At 51.9% G+C, this 20,636-nt stretch carries 18 protein-coding genes; all 18 read right to left on the bottom strand.

Features of this window, described 5'->3' with window-relative positions; genetic code table 11:
• Window positions 1-2 precede the first annotated feature (2 nt).
• Window positions 3-581 carry a tight adherence pilus pseudopilin TadF gene (gene tadF / locus FKM52_RS11950; protein ID WP_141176404.1) on the bottom strand — a complete coding sequence of 193 codons (579 nt, stop codon included), beginning with the start codon at window positions 579-581 and terminating at the stop codon, window positions 3-5.
• Window positions 556-1,065, bottom strand: coding sequence for a TadE/TadG family type IV pilus assembly protein (locus tag FKM52_RS11945; RefSeq protein ID WP_141176403.1), 510 nt, complete (start codon window positions 1,063-1,065; stop codon window positions 556-558). Before FKM52_RS11945 ends, tadF begins: the two co-directional genes overlap by 26 nt.
• Window positions 1,065-1,802, bottom strand: a complete 738-nt coding sequence (locus FKM52_RS11940; protein WP_141176402.1) for a tetratricopeptide repeat protein — start codon at window positions 1,800-1,802, stop codon at window positions 1,065-1,067. The genes FKM52_RS11945 and FKM52_RS11940 overlap by 1 nt, the downstream gene beginning before the upstream one ends.
• A complete protein-coding gene (locus FKM52_RS11935; protein WP_141176401.1) occupies window positions 1,789-2,628 on the bottom strand; it encodes a type II secretion system F family protein in 840 nt (279 codons plus the stop codon). Before FKM52_RS11935 ends, FKM52_RS11940 begins: the two co-directional genes overlap by 14 nt.
• Window positions 2,628-3,500 carry a type II secretion system F family protein gene (locus tag FKM52_RS11930; protein WP_141176400.1) on the bottom strand — a complete coding sequence of 291 codons (873 nt, stop codon included), beginning with the start codon at window positions 3,498-3,500 and terminating at the stop codon, window positions 2,628-2,630. Before FKM52_RS11930 ends, FKM52_RS11935 begins: the two co-directional genes overlap by 1 nt.
• Window positions 3,501-3,503: 3 nt before the next feature.
• Window positions 3,504-4,784 (bottom strand): TadA family conjugal transfer-associated ATPase, encoded by a 1,281-nt coding sequence (locus tag FKM52_RS11925; protein ID WP_141176399.1) that lies wholly within the window; start codon window positions 4,782-4,784, stop codon window positions 3,504-3,506.
• A complete protein-coding gene (locus FKM52_RS11920) occupies window positions 4,785-5,891 on the bottom strand; it encodes a CpaE/TadZ family protein (RefSeq protein ID WP_141176398.1) in 1,107 nt (368 codons plus the stop codon).
• A 12-nt stretch (window positions 5,892-5,903) separates the two neighbouring features.
• Window positions 5,904-6,392, bottom strand: coding sequence for a hypothetical protein (locus FKM52_RS11915; protein WP_141176397.1), 489 nt, complete (start codon window positions 6,390-6,392; stop codon window positions 5,904-5,906).
• The gene (locus FKM52_RS11910; RefSeq protein WP_281284987.1) at window positions 6,389-7,750 is read right to left on the bottom strand and encodes a type II and III secretion system protein family protein; all 1,362 of its coding nucleotides are present in this window, start codon (window positions 7,748-7,750) and stop codon (window positions 6,389-6,391) included. Before FKM52_RS11910 ends, FKM52_RS11915 begins: the two co-directional genes overlap by 4 nt.
• 29 nt (window positions 7,751-7,779) lie before the next feature.
• Complete coding sequence (locus FKM52_RS11905; protein ID WP_246085527.1) at window positions 7,780-8,613, bottom strand: CpaB family protein; 834 nt, start codon at window positions 8,611-8,613, stop codon at window positions 7,780-7,782.
• Window positions 8,610-9,074, bottom strand: a complete 465-nt coding sequence (locus FKM52_RS11900; protein ID WP_246085526.1) for an A24 family peptidase — start codon at window positions 9,072-9,074, stop codon at window positions 8,610-8,612. The genes FKM52_RS11905 and FKM52_RS11900 overlap by 4 nt, the downstream gene beginning before the upstream one ends.
• Before the next feature lie 99 nt (window positions 9,075-9,173).
• Window positions 9,174-9,398, bottom strand: a complete 225-nt coding sequence (locus FKM52_RS11895) for a Flp family type IVb pilin (RefSeq protein WP_141176395.1) — start codon at window positions 9,396-9,398, stop codon at window positions 9,174-9,176.
• Between the two features lie 140 nt (window positions 9,399-9,538).
• Window positions 9,539-10,153 (bottom strand): winged helix-turn-helix domain-containing protein, encoded by a 615-nt coding sequence (locus tag FKM52_RS11890; protein WP_141176394.1) that lies wholly within the window; start codon window positions 10,151-10,153, stop codon window positions 9,539-9,541.
• Between the two features lie 956 nt (window positions 10,154-11,109).
• The gene (glgP, locus tag FKM52_RS11885) at window positions 11,110-13,557 is read right to left on the bottom strand and encodes a glycogen phosphorylase (RefSeq protein ID WP_141176393.1); all 2,448 of its coding nucleotides are present in this window, start codon (window positions 13,555-13,557) and stop codon (window positions 11,110-11,112) included.
• Between the two features lie 20 nt (window positions 13,558-13,577).
• On the bottom strand, window positions 13,578-15,011 hold the full coding sequence (glgA, locus tag FKM52_RS11880; protein ID WP_141176392.1) for a glycogen synthase GlgA: 1,434 nt from the start codon (window positions 15,009-15,011) through the stop codon (window positions 13,578-13,580).
• 67 nt (window positions 15,012-15,078) lie between these two features.
• On the bottom strand, window positions 15,079-16,371 hold the full coding sequence (gene glgC / locus FKM52_RS11875) for a glucose-1-phosphate adenylyltransferase (protein WP_141176391.1): 1,293 nt from the start codon (window positions 16,369-16,371) through the stop codon (window positions 15,079-15,081).
• An 11-nt stretch (window positions 16,372-16,382) separates the two neighbouring features.
• Window positions 16,383-18,371 (bottom strand): glycogen debranching protein GlgX, encoded by a 1,989-nt coding sequence (glgX, locus tag FKM52_RS11870; protein ID WP_141176390.1) that lies wholly within the window; start codon window positions 18,369-18,371, stop codon window positions 16,383-16,385.
• Window positions 18,368-20,554, bottom strand: coding sequence for a 1,4-alpha-glucan branching enzyme (gene glgB, locus FKM52_RS11865; RefSeq protein WP_141176389.1), 2,187 nt, complete (start codon window positions 20,552-20,554; stop codon window positions 18,368-18,370). The genes glgX and glgB overlap by 4 nt, the downstream gene beginning before the upstream one ends.
• Between the last annotated feature and the right edge of the window lie 82 nt (window positions 20,555-20,636).

Below are 20,636 nucleotides of genomic sequence, written 5' to 3'. Positions count from 1 at the left end.
TATCACCGCAGCATCACAATAGCGAAGGAAGAGAGTACCGGCTTCTGCTCCGTTGATGTTAAACGGGTATACAGGCTGTTATTCGGCAGGCAAACGGTCACCTGATATAAAGGCACCCAGCGCCCGTAGCTGCCTTTGGGCGTTAACTGCGTCATCTGGTTTAACGGCTGCGGAGCCCGACAGCCGGTAGCGCTGTTTCCGCCAGCCCAGCTACGGTACAGTTTTACCTGTTTACGCTCGTCATTAAGGCTAATCGGATCCTCAAAGTGCAGCTCTTCCACCTGCATAGCCAGTTTGGAAAGATCGACATTGGTATGCATATCCTTCAGCATACGCTCAGCCAGCTCGACGCCCAGCTCCACATCCTGCTGATTTAACGTTTCGCGGGCGTCAAAAAGCTGAATGCGCTCACGCAAAATACCCGAAACGGAATAGGAAACCCGATCCAGTTTTCCTATTGTTGCCTGCCGGATAATTAAATCGGTTAAAAAAAACGTAAACACGATAAGCGCGATAGAGATCATTACGAACTCTACGGAAACCGCCGCACGCCGATCAGTCCATAAATTTCGAACGTTCATATTCCTGGACAAAGATCACCTCACGATTCAAAAATTGATTCGCCCATGCACCGGGGAAAGGAAAAAACATTGGGTGGTAATGATAAATCACCTGGTAACGGGCGATGGGACGCTTAATATAGTTCGACGTATCGCCGCCGTTATCGATCATATCCCTTATTGAGGTAGCAAAGGCGATATTGATGGAGACGGCATCCTCACGGGTTAAAAAGCTCCAGAACGTCCCACCCTGGGTTAGCAGACGCTGTTCAAAGCGACTACGGTAGCCGCCATTGCTGCCGGCGGGCGCGTTTTTAGCTTCTTTTGCCGCTTCAGATACCGCCAGATCGATAACGGACGAGACGTAAGCCAGCCGGGCGATTTCTACTACAAAAAGGAACATGCAGATAAAAATCACCACCGTTAAGGCGAACTCAATCGTCGCGATCCCCTGTTGATTTTTAAGAAATCTGCTTTGACGAGCTGCTTTCCATCGCCGTCCCATTAGCCTATCTCCTTACCGCCGGGAGTAATTTTTGCCAGGGCGTCAATCAGCTCATCCGGCCTGTCCGAAAGGTTTTCCGTTTCAATAATGCTGCGGGCGTAGCGCCGGTCGCCAACTTTCACCAGCGACAGCACTAAATTATGCAGCAGACGTCCCTGCTTTCTGCCGCGCAGGTACTGCGGCAACAGCAAGCCAACCGCTTCCTGATAACGGCGATCCAGCATCGCCACCATCGCCAGGTTATTAAGCGCAACATCATCGGCGATAAATAAAGAGCGGGATTTTTCGATCGCCTGCTGCCCTTCCTCCAGCTTACCGGAGAGCGCCAGAGCAATACCGCGCAGGTTATAGGCTTCCGCGCTTTGCGCCTCGTGCTGAATCATTTTATCCGTTACCCGAATAGCCTGTTTATAATCGCCCAGCGCGATCATATTTTTTGCCTGCAGGGTATAGATACTGATATCCGGCTTGTTATAAAGCGGCTGTAAAATATAAAGTGAGTTTTTGTAATCTCCCGCCTGGTAATAGTAACCAGCCAGCTTCATCCTTACCTGGGGATCTTCTTTCTTTTTCAGCCAGCTACGGTAAAGCGTAATAAGCCCGCTGTAATTTTTCGCTTTGAGTAAAATATCTTCCTGATAAGTAACGTCTGCAGCATCTTTAGGAGCATGTGCAACGCAGCCCGTTAATAAGGCGGCGCAGATTGCCCAAATTGTGATTTTTTTAGAAAAGTCCATTTTTAATAATCCTTAAAATACCTGGCGCGGCAATCAGTACCGTAATGGGAAACATAACAAACAGAATCAAAGGGACGCTCATCTTAGCGGACAGCTTCCCTATTTTTTCCTCTGAATCAAGAAGTTGTAACTCTCTAATATCTTTAGACAGTTCCATCAAATTATCATACAGCGAGGTGCCGTAGTGTACGCTCTGCTGCAAGGTGCCGCAGAACATACGCATTTCGGTAATATTTATTGAATGATATATCTCCGTTAACGCATCTTCCAGACCGCTGACCTCCGCACGTTTGGTAAGGTAGCGCATCAGGCTGGCCAGATTTTTATCAAGATCGTCAGAGCGCTCGGCAACAAACTTCACCGCACTTTCTACCGTCATTCCTGCCTGGATACATACCGCCGTCAAATCGACAAAGTAAGGCAGCGCATCCATCATTTTCTTAATGCTGTTGGTCACGCCCGGACGAATCAATATGCCCGGCAGAACGATAACGACAACCAGAGCCAGCAACACGCACATCGCCAGCCCCTTCATCTCTATTTCAATAAATCCCAGCCATTTACAAAGTAACAGCAGCAGGGCAATGGCGCCGCAAATGCGAAACTTCAATGACAGGCTTTCATCCATACGCTTCAGGAAACTCAGCCAGCTGCTGTTGGCAATAATGAGCGCTTCATAGTCCAGCAAAGCCTTGGATAAAAGCTTACGCTCTTCATTGTCAGGATCGATAATCTTACGTTTCTGTTTCCATTGCTGCTGTTGACGTAATGCTAAATAAGCTAAAACTATGCCCGTGAAAAATATAATTATAAAAAAGGATGTCATTATGTCGCCTTCCGCATCATCAGCCAGATAATACCTATGCCCACGACTTCACTGGCAATCACGTAATATAAAATTATCCGCCCTATCGGATCCTCGATAATAAAATCAAAGTTCTCCGGACTAAAATATTTCATTCCGCAGAAGAAAAGTAACGGAATGGCGGCAACAATCTTGGCCGACATGCGCGCCTCAGAGGTCATCGCCGCCTTGCGGCGCGCCATGTTCTTACTGTTGGTAATCACCCTCGACAGGCGGCTAATCAGGGCGCGCAGCTGGCCGCCGCGCTGTAAGCTCACCAGCATCACCATCACGAAGAAGTAAAACTCCCGATAGCGATACTCCTGCCAGGCGTCGTTAAACACGCGTTCCGGCTCTTCGCCCAGCGTAAGACGGCGATCGATGCGGTGAAAAAGCAGCCCCAGCTCGCCGTCGATACCTTCCCCGCAGCGATGCAGCGCCTGCTGGATACCGTTACCCGCAGACACGGCGGCGTTAACCACCGACAGCACTTCAGGAAAACGGTTTTCAAACTCGCGCCGGCGCAGGGTTCTGCCGACACGAATTTGTATAATGACCGCGGCGATCAGCACCAGCGGGATAAAAATCAGGTTATCGAAATCAAGCCAGTTAGCATTCAGCAGGAGCAGCAATACAATAGCCGCCAGCGCTATCAGCAACCCCTTCATGGCTTTCCACGAGCCATCGCCAAGGGCATACCTTTTCCATTCCTGCCATAAAGAAAACAGGCTGGAAAGCCGCGACGATCTCTGGCGCGGCGGAGCGCTATGCTCTACCGCCCGCATAAGTTTCCGCCAGCGGAACGCGTTGACAATCAGTACGGCAATCCCGAAAAGCAGGATAAAGTAGGGCATTGCTTACTCCATGCTAAATATCTGTTTTAGCTCATCACTCAGGTTAAACATGATGGCGTTTTGCATAGCAGCAGAACGCACCAGCAGCCCATGGTTGATGAATTCGCCCACTATTTTTCCATTTTCATCCCTTTCAGAATGGCTTTGAAAAGTAAAAATATCCTGCAGAACAACGCGATCGCCTTCAATACCCATAACCTCACTAATGTTCATTATTTTTCGAGAACCATCATTTAATCTTGATACCTGGATAACAATGTTTATCGCAGAGGCAATATTCCTTCTGATAGATTCAATCGGAATATGCATCCCTGCCATCATTACCATATTCTCCAGACGTGAAATGGCATCGCGCGGGCTATTGGCATGAAGCGTCGACATCGATCCGTCGTGACCGGTGTTCATCGCCTGCAGCATTTCAAAAGATTCTTCGCCGCGGCACTCACCAACGATGATCCTGTCAGGCCTCATCCTCAGGGAGTTAATCAGCAGGGCGCGCATGGTAATTTGCCCGGTGTTCTCCACGCCGGCAAGGCGAGTCTCCATACGCAGGACATGCGGCTGCATCAGCCTGAGTTCGGCCGCATCTTCCATGGTGATAATACGTTCGCTGGGATCGATATATTTTGATAACGCATTCAGCAACGTGGTTTTCCCTGAACCGGTACCGCCGGAAATAATGATATTCAGGCGGCAGCGGGCGGCGATAATCAGGAAATTCGCCATCTGCCCGCTCATCGCGCCAAGGCGAATAAGATCCGACAGCTCAATGTTGCTTTTACCAAATTTACGAATAGAGATGGAGGTGCCATCCAGAGCGATCGGCGGAATAGCCACGTTCAGACGGCTCCCGTCCGGCAAACGCGCATCGACCAAGGGCCGCCCTTCATCCAGGCGGCGCCCCACGCGCTGTACCAGGCGTTTGGCGATATCCGTTAACTGCGCATTATTAATAAACCGGCAATTGGTTAATTCCAGTTTACCAAAGCGTTCAACGTAAATCTGGCTGGGCCCGTTTACCAGGATATCGCTAACGGTATCATCTTCCAGCAGCGGACGAAGCGGACCGAAACCGATAATTTCATCAGCCATCATTTCAGCCATGCTATGCTGCGCCTGGCTGTTAAGATAAATGTTTTGCTGTTCAATAACTCTTTCAAGCAGTCGATTCATTTCGACTAATAATAAGGAGCGATCGTTTAAAAGATGCTCAATCTTATTGATTTCAATATTTTTTAGGACGCCGTCGCGCAGCGTCTCTTGTATTTCAATGCTAATATCCATTTAGCGCTTCCCTTTCCTGCCCCCGAACTGGCGTAACAGTGGATTTTTTACCGGTTCAGACTCACCTAATACCTTTAACGTTAAGCTTTCAATCGGCGGTCTTTCACGCTGTAAAAAAGGCAACGCTGAAAGTAAACCTTTCTTACGATAGGGGAAATAGATATCAATCGGGCGGCCGAGCAGTGATTGAATATCTTCCAGACTCAGCATATCCATCGTGACAGGCCGGCTGTCATTCAGGCACAGAATCAAGCGTTTTGGGGCGCGCTGGGAGCGTTTAATGGCGTCAACGATTTCCATAATGTGCCTTACGATACGAATCGAGGCCATAGAACGATCCATTAATGCGATCAGGCAGGAAGATTTTTCAGCAATTTGACGCAATACTTCTTTATCGGCTGAAACAATAGACTCTTCCATGATCAGGAAATTGTATTTATCGAATAGTTCCCTTTCTACTTCAGGAAAACTTTCCTCTTTCCAGCTCATGGCATCCAGGTTTTTATTAACCGGATTAATTTCCTGTACCAGTTTACAGCCAATAAGCAGATCGAGATCCTGCGAACCTGCGCCGCCCTGAATAAAAAGCGTAGGCATTTTGCGCAGCTGGGAAATTCTGTTGGCTAAATCCCAGGAAATGGCGGTATTACCATTACCGCCTTTACACCCTAACACGCTGATAGCGATAGCCTTACGCTGCGTCTTTTTTACTACGCCATTCATCGCTGCCTGGATCAAATCTTCGCTTTGCGCGCTCAGATAGAAATAGAACAGCCCGTGACGGGAAAAAATCTGCGCCAGCACAATAGAATCGCTATCGCCCACCAGGCAACACCAGACATTGCGCGGCACAATCGCCTGTACTGCGGTAATAATATCATCCGTCTGCTCCAGGTTCTCAATATCAATGATAACGCCGTAAGCATGCGGAGAAAGTTCCAGATTGCCGATCTGCCCGATACGCTGATGTCGTGATTCAATCTGGTTGAATCCTGCCAGATGCAGCATCTGGCAGAGACGTTCATTCACATCGGCACGGGCAGAGAGTACATAGAAAGTCTTCTCTGTAAAAGCGGCTTTCTCTTCTTTCTGCGGAAATAACAACATCTGCGCCGTTCCTTAAAAATTATAGGGATAAGAACTGATAATGGAAGAATTCAGCGTATTATTCAGCGCACATCCCTGCTCATCGCGTAGACGGAAGCGATAGTTCTGCATAGCATAGGTGCATTCAGGCAAACGCAAAGCAAAGCGCTGAATCAACACCTGAATTCCCATAATATTCTGGCTGCGGTAACCGCCGCTTTCCTGCGCCAGCATAACGCGTTCAGGCGACAGTCCTTTATTAATCAGCATATGCCTTAACTGCTTAGCGGTCGCAGACCAGTTATCGCCGGTCCAGATCAGACGCACGTAGCCTGAAAAATCGGGGCGGGTCTGCGTAATAATTTTCCCTGCCATAATCTCCAGCGCAATTTGTCCCTGGTCGCTTAAAACCAGCTGCTGTTCATTTATTTTCGGCAGGCCATAGGTTTCAGCCTGACTGCTGGCGCTAAATCCCAGAAAAAGAGCAAACAGGCTGGATAATAAATATTTAGCTGGCGTCATTTGATAAATCCTCCCTGTTCAACAAAATCCTGAGCTAATTTACGATCGCGGCGATTATTAATGCCGTCAAAGTTCAGGAAACGGGCCCAGGTGGAAGTACGCTGGAAATCGGGTAACACCACGTCACGCATGCCTATCGGCTTCACCAAATTAACGGTAGCGACCACTACCAGTTCACCACGAGTACGCTCCGTTTTCGCGTTGCGGAACAGCGCGCCTAAAATGGGCACATCGCCGATAAAGGGGAGACGAGCTAATTCTTCGCGTTCGTTATTGCTGATCAAGCCACCCAGCAGAAAGCTTTCACCATCGGCCAGTTCAACCGTGGTGCGCGCACGCCGCGTATTAAAGGTGGGAAAACTGTCCCCGCCGCTGGTTTTAAAGGTACTGTCGACATTACTGACCTCTTCGCCCAACATAATGCGAATACGCTTGCTGTTGCTGACCTTGGCGCCAATATTCAGTTTTATGCCAAATTCCTTATACTGCACGCTTACGCCATTATTGGAGCTGGTAATAATGGGAACTTCGCCGCCCACCAGAAATTCGGCGGTTTCGCCAGAAAGCACCGAGAGGTTAGGCTCCGCCAGAACGCGCGCCACGGAATCATTGCTGATAGCGTGAACCAGGCTGGTCAGCGTATTGGCGTCAAACTTGATAAAGCGGAAGGTGCCAGGCGTCGTTGCTGTCCCGCCTGATGTCGTTCCCCAGTCAAGCCCCACATTATCAGTAAAAGATTTAGAGACTTCCGCAATCGACAGCTTAACGTTGACCTGGTTGGTTATCGGCAGCTGCAGCTTGTTGATCACTTCCTGGTAGACGGTCTCTTCCAGCCAGCTGTTGTCGTTACTGTCACTGCTGCTGCCGCTGGAGCTGTCAAGCTCAGCAAGCTCTTTTTTGTACACGGTCCGCTTGGCGCCGACGCCTTCACCCACGATCTGATAAATCATATCGCGTTGTTCTTCATTGGCAGCCGTTCCGCTAATAATGTAGCTTTTGCCCATTTTCTGGATGGAGACCGAACTGTCAGGTGCCACGCGCGAGATTTTTTTCTGTACCGCGCCTAAGATCGGATCGACGATCAGCGAGCTCTTCATAATTTGCTCGCCGCTTTTATCAAATACCAGTAAATCGGTATGGCCAGGTTTTTTGGCATACACCATGATGCTGCGATCGCCGATCACCTCATAATCCGCCACCTCAGAAGAGGAAATAAAGACGGTATCGATGTTTCCCTGCACCTGTACCGACTGAGAATCGCCAGGCTCCATATAAACCTCACGCGCCAGCGAACTGAAACAAAATAAGATGGCGGTGATAAAGATTAAGACCCTTAAAGCGTTAATCCCCTGGCACATCGGTGATATTGCTAAATGTTCACGATACGTCACTTTCCGCCCCTTAATTCCCTGACTGAGCCAAATTGAGGTAAAACCTCATCCATTCTATATTTTTCATAATTCGCAATATTATCATCCGCCGGGAACAGAAGAATATCCCCTGCTTTTTCAACCACTCTCAGCTTAGCCAGCTGTGACTGATTCATGCGTAAAATAATGCTGCCCACCGGCTCGTCCCGGTTATAGCTTTTACGCTGATCCTCTTTCTTTTCCTCTTTCTTAACGTCGAGGATAGTTAAAGCATCTGTTACCTTGCTAAGAGAAAACTTTTTCATCTGTTTTGAGGTGCCGGAATTTCCTTCGGAAACCAGCCCTACCGAGTTTGTTTTATCTTTCTCAATTTCCGCCAGGCGAATATAGATCGACACCTTCTGTCCCCGCGACAGAGAAGATAAAAGGTAATCTTCCTGCTGCATTACAGGATAAGCATAGGTGAGCTCATCGCTTTTAAGGCTACGATAAATAAAGTCCTTACTGTTCGGCGATGCCACCATCTCCGGCAGAATGGCGCTATCTTTTGATAAATTATTGAGCAACAGGAAACCATCAAGGCCGCTTGCGCTTACAGAAGAAATGTCCCGAATATCGTTAGCGTCTTTATTTATTTCGACAGACCTTAACTGATAATCATCAGGCCTTAAAATATCGTGGGCCTGCAGATCCCTTGTTGCCTCTGCTACAACAATAACTTTACTTTTATTTTCTTGCTGTGCTGAGACTACTGTTTTTTTTGTCGGTGCCTGATTCTTTTGCAATACGATACCGGCAATACCAACGCCGATAACAATTATTGAAAGAAAGAAAATCATCCTGTGATTCATGGGTAGTCCTGATAAAGAGAAAAAAATGGAGGTAAGGGATAAACCAGGATATAAGCCAGTGATATAGCTACACCATATGGCACTCCCTGCTCACGAATTTGACGACGGAAAAAAATCAAACCAGTTAACGTTACTATCCCTCCGAGAAAAGCAATCGTATATAGAAATATTATTACTTCACGATGGGGAAGAGAAAGAGAAAGCAGCGAAACAAATTTAACATCGCCACCGCCAATCACGTTGACCATGAATAATACAAAACCCACCAGGAGGATCAAGAGGGCAGCGGAAATATTAGGTGTCTGATGTCGCAACAGTAAAAGAGGAATTAATAACAGCAGGAGAAAAAGAAGATTACGATGAGTAATGGTCCGGCGGACTATGTCTTGCCAGGCAATAACTATTAACAACAGAGAAATAGCAATAAAATTTATGTTTATCAGCCAGACTATTATGTTCACATCCTGAACCATTGTTAATATAACAGAAAGGCTGCAGGAATATAGGCTATTCCTGCAGCAATACAAATTTATTTCACTCTGTATTAAATACTTTAAAACTTATTTATCGATGGTTACGCTCTGGATAGCGTCGGTGATTTTGGTGAAGGTTTCTTTCAGCGCACCGAGGTAACCGCTGTCCTGATCGCCCAGAACAAAGGCTAACAGAGTAGCCATAGCTACACCAATCAGTGCGTACTCAATAGCAGTAACACCCTTCTCATTTTTGCTGAACTGAGCTAAACGAACCTGAGCTGCTACGTATAATTTGGTTAAGCTATTCATCCATTTTTTCCTTAAAATATAGAGAGTAAATTTTGTCTAAAAGCACTCCGGCCTCAGACTGTGCATAGTTAAGCAGCACCGCTCTTAATAGTCCTTAGCGAAACCATTGGTAATTATCAATTACTATCAAAAATCGTTGTTTATCTGAAAAAATAGAAAACGGCCATCAACAGAGTGGTCAACCAACACACGGCGATAACGGCCAGAACGGTAATGAAAAAGTTCCACCGTTTGGAGTTATACCATGGCGCCATATCCTTGCTCTCGCGGGTCTGCGGCGCCTCCTCTGCTGGCAATACCGGCTGATTATCTTCTTCTTCCAGCCGTATGGCATTGACTTCCTGACTCTCTTCCAGCATACAGGCTTTATCAAGCAGGATAGCTTCCCCCGCTACGGCATTCGCCGCGGCGTCCGCGGCCTTCTTTTCTACCTTCCCCATATATTTTACGCCTTTACGGGGAATGGTTTTTATTAGTGAGTTAGGTAAACCCACTAAGCTAAACGCTTTTCTGAGCATGTAAATCTGGCCATAGTAGCTGCTATCGCTAACCGAGCCTCTTTGTTCATGCCAGACCTGTTTAATTATTGCTTGCTTATCCGTTTCGCCATTTAGTATCAGTAATAAAAAGCGGTAACTATTCTCCGATAAGCCAATAACTGTGCCTGATTCATTGACGATGCATCTTTCTCCCGGCAAAAACTTAACTCCTTCCCCCAGGTTAAAGATCATCTCATCATTACAAGCCTCATTCATTTGCTGCAAGCTCCATCTATTTTTTATTTCAATAGAAATCTTTCTATCTTTATTTGTTCAGCTTCCATTGAGAGCATTTATCATTGTTTATGGTCATACATTTTCCAACCCAGTACAACCCTGACGCCTTGCAACATTACCTGCTGAAAACGCTTCAGAGAAACTCACAGAAAATTGAACTATTTTCTTTTAACAAAAAATCTCATTTTTTCTTTGGCCGGGCGCATAATAACTCACAGCCACGCTCAGTAATGCTTTAAAAATCTCACAAAGAAGTTTACAGCTGTCTGTTTACCGAATTTGCTAACCCGTTAGCCTACTGAGATATCTTATTTACGGAAAGTTAATTGCTTATTTTTACAACGCGACTTTATCCGTGTCCCGATGTTTTAGCTTTATCGCCTGAATCTTACGATCAACAGCAATCGCCTTCAAATACAGGACAGCTCTCTGTTAGCCAGCGACAGCGCCTGTTAGTTGATGTGCTTTCAGGCAACACAGGGCGCATCAAAATGAGATAATGCACAGGGCGCCAATATATCGTGAAGGTAGGGGAAGTTACAACAGACTCGTCCTGTATTCTTCATCCGCTTCAGCCAGGATAAATCTCTATTGTCCTGAGGGGAAAAACCAATACATCTGATAAATTACCTGAAGGAAATATTTATTTTCAACCAAATAAATAAAAAATTATTCAAGCTATAGGAGCCTGCAATTCCTCTTATCATTACCTGAGGGTTTTAAAAACCCTTCCGTCTCTCTCATCAGATCGTTTTGATATATTCCAGGAAAGAAAATCTCATCCATCGTCCAGGATAAATCTATAGAAAAAATATAATAAGCAAACGGAAAGAGGCCTGGCGGCCTGAATTAGCTTTTCCGCTAATCGTCTGCCGCATCGACAGGGGAAGCAGGGCTGTCAGCGGATAAAAGCCTTAACAGCCCTGCCCGCGCCGCTACAGGCGAATAGGAGAGATATGCCAGATTTCCTCAGCATACTCCTGGATGGTACGGTCGGAAGAAAAATAGCCCATATTGGCAATGTTTAATGCCGCGCGGCGCTGCCACTCTTCCGGCTGGCGATAAAGCTCGTCTACCCGGTCCTGCGTATCGACATAGCTGCGATAGTCAGCCAGCAGCTGGTAGTGATCGCCCAGTCCCACCAGCGAATCGTAGATATTGCGATAGCGTCCCGGTTCCTGCGGGCTAAATACGCCGGTAGCGATTTGCGTTAACGCCTGCTGCAGCTCTGCATCGCCTTCATAATAATCACGCGAGTTATAGCCGTTGCGGCGCAGCGCCTCAACCTGAGCCGCAGTGTTGCCGAAGATAAAGATATTCTCTTTACCGACGTGCTCACGCATTTCCACATTGGCGCCATCCAGCGTACCGATAGTAAGCGCGCCGTTAACCGCAAACTTCATATTACTGGTGCCTGATGCCTCGGTTCCTGCCAGCGAGATTTGTTCCGAGAGATCGGCGGCCGGGATAATAATCTGCGCGAGGCTAACGCTGTAGTTGGGGATAAACACCACTTTTAGCCGGTTCTTTACCTGCGGATCGCTGTTAATAACGTTCGCCACATCATTAATCAAATGGATAATATGTTTTGCCATGTAGTAGGCGGAAGCGGCCTTGCCGGCAAAGATATTTACCCGCGGCACCCAGTCCGCATCCGGATCGGCTTTGATGCGGTTATAGCGCGTAATGACATGCAGAACATTCAGCAGCTGACGCTTATATTCATGAATACGCTTGATCTGCACATCAAACAGCGCGTGCGGATCGAGCACGATATCCATATTTTTCGCCACCCAACTCGCCAGACGCTGCTTATTGGCCAGCTTGGCATCGGCAATTTTTTCAATAAAAGCGGGATAATCGATCTGCGGCTTGATATCTTCCAGCTGGCTAAGATCGGTACGCCAGTTGCGGCCGATAACTTCATCCAGCACCGCCGACAGCGGCGGATTCGCCAGCGCCAGCCAGCGACGCGGCGTAATGCCGTTGGTTTTATTGCAGAAGCGACCGGGGAAAAGGCGGGCAAAATCGGCGAACAGCGACTGCACCATCAGGTTAGAGTGCAGCTCGGAAACGCCGTTTACTTTATGGCTGACCACCACCGCCAGCCAGGCCATGCGCACCTGACGTCCGTTATTTTCATCAATAATTGAAATACGTGACAGCAGTTCCCAGTCATTGGGATAGTAATCCTGAATAGTTTTCAGGAAGTAGTCATTAATTTCAAAAATGATCTGCAGATGTCGCGGCAAAATCTTGCCGATCATATCCACCGACCAGGTTTCCAGCGCCTCGCTCATCAGCGTATGGTTGGTATAGGAGAAAACCTGGCAAACTACCTCAAAGGCGTCATCCCAGCTGAACTTATGCTCATCGATCAGCAAACGCATCAGCTCCGGGATCGCCAGTACCGGATGCGTATCGTTCAGATGGATAGCGATTTTATCGGCAAGGTTGCTAAAGGTTTTGTGCATCTCCCAGTGACGATTAAGGATATCCTGCACCGTTGCGGAAACCAGGAAATACTCCTGCCGCAGACGCAGTTCGCGCCCTGAATAGGTGGAATCATCCGGGTAAAGCACGCGCGATACGTTTTCCGAGTGGTTTTTATCCTCCACCGCCGCAAAGTAATCGCCCTGATTAAACTTACCGAGGTTGATCTCATTACTCGCCTGGGCGCTCCACAGCCGTAGCGTATTGGTGGCGTCGGTGTCATAGCCGGGAACGATTTGATCGTAGGCCATCGCCAGTACCTCTTCGGTTTCCAGCCAGCGCACCCGGGCGCCCTCATGCTGCAACCGCCCGCCAAAACGCACCTTATAGCGAGTATTGAAACGCTGAAACTCCCAGGGGTTGCCATATTCCAGCCAGTAATCAGGCGATTCCGCCTGACGCCCGTCGACAATATTCTGCTTGAACATGCCGTAATCGTAGCGGATACCGTAGCCGTGACCCGGCAGCCCCAGCGTCGCCAGCGAATCCAGGAAACAGGCCGCCAGCCGTCCCAGTCCGCCGTTGCCCAGCCCCGGATCGTTCTCCTCTTCGATCAGTTCGCCCAGCTCCAGCCCCATCTCCTCCAGCGCGCTGTGCAGATCTTCATAGATCCCCATCGCCAGCAGCGCATTAGAGAGGGTGCGCCCCATCAGAAACTCCATCGACAGGTAATAGACCTGACGCACATCCTGCGAGAGCTGGGCGCGGCTGGAGCGCAGCCAGCGCTCTACCATGCGATCGCGCACCGCCAGCAACGAGGCGTTCAGCCACTCATGTTTATTGGCGGTGGAAGGATCTTTACCCAGCGTAAACATCAGCTTATAGGCAATAGAGTGCTTTAACGCTTCAACCGTCAGCGTGGGTGAGGCATAGGTAAAAGGTGCGTTCATAGCAAGTATCCCAAATCAGGTTACAACAACCGTTGATAAAGATCCCGGTAGGCCTGTGCAGCTACCTGCCAGCTAAAGTCCATCGCCATCGCCTGACGCTGCACATAGCGCCATAGTGAAGGACGAGACCACAGTACAAATGAGCGCCGAATCGCACGCAGCAGCGACCAGGCGTTGCTGTCTTCAAAGCTGAAACCGCTGGCGATGCCGTCCGCCAGGTTTTCCAGCGAGCTGTCATTAACCGTATCCGCCAGGCCGCCGGTGCGCCGTACCAGCGGCAGCGTGCCATATTTCAGGCCGTATAGCTGCGTCAGGCCGCAAGGCTCAAAGCGGCTCGGCACCATGATGATATCCGCCCCGCCCATAATGCGATGGGAGAACGCCTCGTGATAGCCGATCTGCACGCCCACGCTGCCGGGATTCTCCGCCGCCGCCGCAAGGAAGCCCTGCTGCAGCACCGCATCGCCGGCGCCCAGCAGAACCAGCTGCCCGCCCTGCTCTAACAGGCTGGGCAGCGCCTCCAACACCAGATCGAGCCCTTTCTGTTTCGTCAGGCGGCTGACCACGGCGAACACCGGCACGCTGTCATCCACTTTCAGCCCCATGGCGATTTGCAGCTGACGCTTGTTTTCCGCCTTGGCGTCAAGGGTATCGCGGTTATAGCGGGCGTTGAGCAACAGGTCGTGCGCCGGATCCCAAATCAGCGGATCGACGCCGTTAAGAATGCCGCTCAGCCGTCCTTCGCGCATCCGCTCCGCCAGCAGCGATTCCATGCCGTAGCCATATTCCGGCTGCGTAATCTCCCGCGCATAGGTGGGGCTGACCGCGGTAATATGATCGGCATAGAACAGCCCCGCCTTGAGATAGGAGATCTGCCCGAAGAACTCCAGCCCGTGCATATCGAAGAAAGATGGCGGCAGCTGGATCTCATCCATATGATGCGCATAGAACAAACCCTGATAGGCCAGGTTATGCACGGTAAATACTGACTTCGCCGGACGACCGCGCGCCGCCAGATAGGCGCAGGTCAGACCGGCATGCCAGTCATGGGCGTGAACGATATCCGGACGCCAGGCGGTATCCAGCCCGCAGGCCATTTCACACCCTATCCAGCCGAGCAGCGCGAAGCGCAGATAGTTGTCCGGATAAGCGAACTGGTTTTCATCGTGATAGGGGCTGCCGGGCCGATCGTACAGCCCCTCAGCTTCAATCAGATAAATACCAACCCCATTAAAATGGCCAAAATGCAGCCGCACGGGGCCGGCGAAAGTTTGCAGCTCAGCGACGACTTCCGTGTCGGTAATGCCCTTGCGCAGATCCGGAAACGCAGGGATCAAAACGCGCGTATCCACTCCATCTGCAATCTGTGCTGCCGGTAATGCCCCCACCACATCAGCTAGCCCGCCGGTTTTCAGCAGCGGGAAAAGTTCTGAACAGACATGTAAAACCTGCATTCTCGGCTCCTTTAACGGAAATCTGGCGCGATCCTCGCGCAGATTGCGTGTATTACTGTTTCGTCGGTCACACAGCGGCATCGGCCAGCCTGGCCAACATGTCGCGCGTCACCAGCACGATGCCCTCTTCTGAGCGGTAAAAACGGCGACTGTCTTCGTCAGGGTTCTCGCCAATCACCATTCCTTCCGGAATAATGCAGGCGCGATCGATAACGCAGCGGCGCAGACGACAGGATCGTCCAACAACCACGTCAGGCAGCAGCACGGCAGAATCAATGTTGCAAAACGAATTCACGCGCACGCGTGAAAACAGAACGGAGTGCGCCACCACCGAGCCGGAGATGATGCAGCCGCCGGAAACCAGCGAGTTCATCGTCATGCCGTGGCTGCCGGAGCGATCCTGGACAAATTTTGCCGGCGGCAGCGGCTCCATATGGGTATGAATGGGCCATTCGTGATCGTACATATCCAGCTCCGGCATCACCGAAGCGAGATCGAGGTTGGCGCGCCAGTAGGCTTCCAGCGTACCGACATCCCGCCAGTACGGCGGCGTACTGTCATCGCTCTGTACGCAGGAAAGCGTAAAGGAGTGCGCCAGCGCATCGCCGCTGGCGACAATTTTCGGCAGCAGATCCTTGCCGAAATCGTGGCTGGAACCGGAGAGCGTTAAATCTTCCTCCAGCAGCTGATAGAGATAATCCGCGTTAAATACATAGACGCCCATGCTGGCCAGCGCTTTGCTTTCGTCGCCCGGCATGGCGGGCGGCTGCGCCGGTTTTTCGACGAAATCCACTACCCGATTATGTTCATTAACCGCCATCACGCCGAACGCCGTCGCCTCCTGAATCGGCACCGGCAGGCAGGCGATGGTGCAGCGCGCATCGTTATCAACGTGATCCAGCAGCATGCGCGAGTAGTCCATCTTGTAGATGTGATCGCCCGCGAGAATAACGATATATTGCGCGTCGTAGCGGCGAATAATATCGAGGTTCTGGGTTACCGCATCGGCGGTGCCGCGATACCAGTGCTCGGTGGTAAAGCGCTGCTGCGCCGGCAGCAGATCGACAAACTCATTCATCTCTTCATTAAGAAACGACCAGCCGCGCTGAATGTGCTGCACCAGCGAATGCGACTGATACTGGGTAATTACCCCAATACGGCGAATGCCGGAATTAAGGCAGTTCGACAGCGCGAAATCGATGATGCGGAACTTGCCGCCGAAGTGAACGGCAGGCTTGGCGCGCGTGGCGGTCAGATCTTTCAGGCGCGTGCCGCGTCCGCCTGCAAGAATCAAGGCGACCGTTTGCCCAGGGAGCTGTCTTGCCAGCATCAGATGTTCGGTACGTTCTAACTTGACCATGTCTGACTCCTTTATACTTGCTTTTGGAACACACACACGCCGTGCGCGGGCCCATGCCAGACAGCTGTCAGGATTGGATTATCTTCCCCGGCAAAAGGAGGAATGGCGCGCCATTCTCCGTCTGGTAGAGATAGTTCGCTCACGTCTTGCGTGGCATTTATCGTTATTAGCCAGCGTCCGGACAGCAGGATTTGCAGCCGATGCTCGCCCTGCTCCCACTGCTGCGCGCTCAGCGTTCGCCCTTCGCCATTGAGCCACTGAACGTTTCCATCGCCCTCCTCCCACCAGCGATCCTGCGTCAGCGCAGGAATTTTCTGACGCAGACGCACCAGCGCGGCGGTAAAGGCGTACAGCCCTTCATCCCGGTTTTTCCAGTCAAACCAGGTGAGTTCGTTATCCTGACAATAAGCATTATTATTGCCGTGCTGGCTATGGCCATGCTCATCGCCGGCCAGCAGCATCGGCGTGCCCTGCGCCAGCAGCAGCGAAGCGAGCAGCGCATGGATCGATCGACGGCGACGCTCCAGCACGTTAAGCGATACCGTTAAGCCCTCGCTGCCGTGGTTATGGCTGTAGTTATCGTTATGCCCGTCGCGATTATCCTCCCCGTTCGCTTCGTTATGCTTACGCGCAAAGCTCACCACATCACGCAGAGTGAAGCCGTCATGCGCGGTAATCAGGTTTACCGTTGATGACGGCAGACGCTGGTCATGGCGAAAGCGATCGCTGGAGGCGGCAAACCGACGCGCAAAATCGCCGTTGGAAAGCTCGCCGTGCAGCCAGTAACGGCGCATATCGTCGCGAAAGCGATCGTTCCAGTCGGCGAAAGGCGCCGGGAAACGTCCGGTCTGGTAGCCATCCGGCCCGATGTCCCACGGCTCGGCGATCAGCTTGACCTGAGAAAGAATCGGACAGGCTTTTATCGCCGCAAAAAATGGCGCATCGGCGCGGAACTGCGGCGTTCTGCCCAGCACCGGCGCCAGATCGAAACGAAAACCGTCAACGTGGCAGGTAGTGACCCAGTAGCGCAGGCAGTCGAGCGCCCAGTTCATCACCTGCGGATGGCTGAGATTGAGCGTATTGCCGCAGCCGCTCCAGTTGTGATAGCGGCCATCCGCGCTGAGCCAGTAATAGCTGGCGTTGTCCACGCCGCGCAGCGAAAGCGTAGGCCCGAACTCTTCCAGCTCGGCGGTGTGGTTAAGCACGATATCCAGCACCACTTCAATACCGGCGCGATGCAGCGCTTTCACCGCCTGCTGGAATTCCTGCAGCGGACTGACTCCGCCCTCGCCGCAGGCGTAGCGCGGCTCCACCGCCCAGAGCGCGTAAGGGTTATAGCCCCAGTAATTGCGCAGCCCCAGCTGCTGCAGACGCGGCTCATCGGCAAACTGCGCGATGGGCTGCAGCTCCAGGGTGGTGATGCCCAGCTGCTGAAGATAGTTGACGATAGCAGGATGACCCAGCGCCGCATAAGTACCGCGCTGCATTTCCGGAATTTCCGGATGTCGCTGCGTCAGCCCGCGCACGTGGGCTTCATAGATCACCGTGTTGCCCCAGGGCACGCGCGGCGCGGTATCGTCGCCCCAGTTAAAGTTATCCGCTGTCGCCACCACGCTTTTCGGCGCCGCCGCCGCGCTGTCGCTTTCATCGCGCTGCCACTCGCCGCCGTTAAGCAGCGCGCTGTCCGGCACTCCACCCTCGACGGCGCGCGCGCAGGGATCGATCAGCAGCTTCGCAGGATTAAAGCGGTGCCCCTGCTCCGGCGCCCAGGGGCCGTGAACGCGATAGCCATAGCGCTGGCCGGGAGCGAGTTCAGGGAAATAGCCGTGCCAGATATCACCGGTACGCTTCGGCAGGTCATAGCGGCTCTCCTCGCCCTTTGCATTAAACAGGCAGAGCTCCACACGCTGAGCATGCTGTGAAAAAAGCGTAAAGTTGACCCCATCCCCATCCCAGGTTGCGCCCAGGGGAGCTGGTTTTCCGGCACTCAGGTAACTCATCCCGCCTCCCTGACCAGCCAAATCGTCGCCAGCGGCGGTATGGTCAGCGTCAGCGAATGATCGCGGTTATGGCTGGGAACCGGCTCGCTCCAGACGATGCCGCCGTTGCCGCTATTGCTGCCCTTATAGTGAGCGGAATCGGTGTTAATGATTTCGCGCCAGCCGCCCGGCTGATTGATGCCGAAGCGGTAGTGATGGCGCGGCACCGGAGTAAAGTTGCTGGCAACGATGATTTCATTGCCTTCCCGATCGCGGCGCGCGAATACAAACACCGAGTTCTCCTGATCATCCACCACCAGCCATTCAAAGCCGCTGGCGTCAAAATCGCACTGGTGCAGCGGCGTATGGTGACGATAGGTGAGATTAAGATCGCGCACCAGCCGCTGCACGCCGTGATGCCAGTTGTCTTCGCCTTCCAGCAGGTGCCAGTCGAGGCTGCTGTCATGGTTCCACTCTCTGCCCTGGGCGAACTCGCCGCCCATAAACAGCAGCTTTTTGCCGGGGAAGGCCCACATCCAGCCGTAATAGGCGCGCAGGTTGGCGAACTTCTGCCAGGCGTCGCCCGGCATCCGATCAAGAATGGAACGCTTGCCGTGCACCACCTCATCATGCGAGAGCGGCAGCACGAAATTTTCGGTGTGGTTGTAGACCATGCCGAACGTCATCAGGTTGTGATGGTAGCTACGATAGACCGGATCGAGCTTCATATAGTCCAGCGTGTCGTGCATCCAGCCCAGATTCCACTTGTACCAGAAGCCCAGCCCGCCCGATTCCGGCGGGCGCGACACGCCGTAAAAATCGGTCGACTCTTCGGCAATGGTTACCGTACCCGGCGCGTTGTGCCCCAGCATCCGGTTGGTATAACGAATAAAGCTAATCGCTTCGAGGTTCTCGCGGCCGCCGAAGTGGTTCGGCACCCATTCGCCCTGCGGGCGGCTGTAGTCGCGGTAAATCATCGACGCCACCGCATCCACGCGCAGCCCGTCGATACCAAAACGCTCCAGCCAGTAGAGCGCATTGCCGGCAAGATAGTTGCTGACTTCGCGGCGTCCGTAGTTGTAGATCAGCGTATTCCAGTCCTGATGAAAGCCTTCGCGCGGATCTTCATGCTCATACAGCGCGGTGCCGTCAAACTGCGCCAGGCCGAAATCGTCAGAGGGAAAGTGGCCCGGCACCCAGTCAAGCAGCACGTTCAGCCCCGCCGCGTGGGCGGCGGCGACAAAGTGGCGGAATTCGTCACGCGTGCCGAAGCGGCGCGTCGGCGCATACATTCCTACCGGCTGATAGCCCCAGCTGCCGTCAAACGGATGCTCGTTAATCGGCATCAGTTCAATATGGGTAAAGCCCATCTCTTTAACGTAGGGGATCAGCTGTTCTTCCAGCTCTTTGTAGCTCAGCCAGAAATTGTTTTCGCTATGGCGCCGCCAGGAGCCGAGATGCACCTCGTAGATAGAGACTGGCGCATCGAAGGCGTTCGCCGCCTTACGCTCCGGGCGCATCGCCACCTTTTCCGGCAGCCCGCAAATCACCGAGGCGCTGTCCGGACGCATCTGCGATTCAAAAGCGAAGGGATCGGCTTTCAGGCGCAGCTGCCCCTGATTATCGATAATTTCATATTTGTAGAGCTGGCCGGTGCGCGCCGCGGGAACAAACAGCTCCCAGACGCCGATTTCACGACGAAAGCGCATCGGATGGCGTCGGCCGTCCCAGTAGTTAAAATCGCCGACTACCGAGACGCGGCGCGCGTTAGGCGCCCAGACGGAAAAGCGCGTTCCGCTGATGCCGTCAATCACCTCCGCATGCGCGCCCAGCGTTTCATAAGGCCGCAGATGAGTGCCTTCCGCCAGCAGCCAGCTATCCAGCTCCTGCAGCAGCGGGCCGAAGCGATAGGCGTCATCGATCAGATTTTGCTCGCCGTGCCAGGTAACGGCCAGCTGGTAGCGAAACGGATTCTTACGACGCGGGATAACGCCGTAAAAAAAACCGCGGGAATCCAGAGATTTCAGCTGCGCGCATTTACGCCCGGTGCTGGTTTCGATTACCCACACTTCAGACGCATCAGGCAGCAGGGCACGGACCTCAAGGCCGTTACTGGTCTGGTGCATTCCCAGCAGTGAAAAGGGGTCAGCGTAATGACCTTCAATAATCGCATTGATCGCATGGCGATCCGGGAGCTCTGACATGACTTTCTTCCTGTGATTTATGGCAGCCGAAACCATAACGTTAACCAGCACGTTAGCCTGACTACTCTTCAATGAGCCGTGC

Origin of the sequence: Mixta tenebrionis (assembly GCF_006517625.1) — a bacterium.
Classification (GTDB): Bacteria; Pseudomonadota; Gammaproteobacteria; order Enterobacterales; family Enterobacteriaceae; genus Mixta; species Mixta tenebrionis.
Note: the sequence above shows the minus strand (reverse complement) of the source record. Positions and strands in the feature narration are given on the sequence as shown.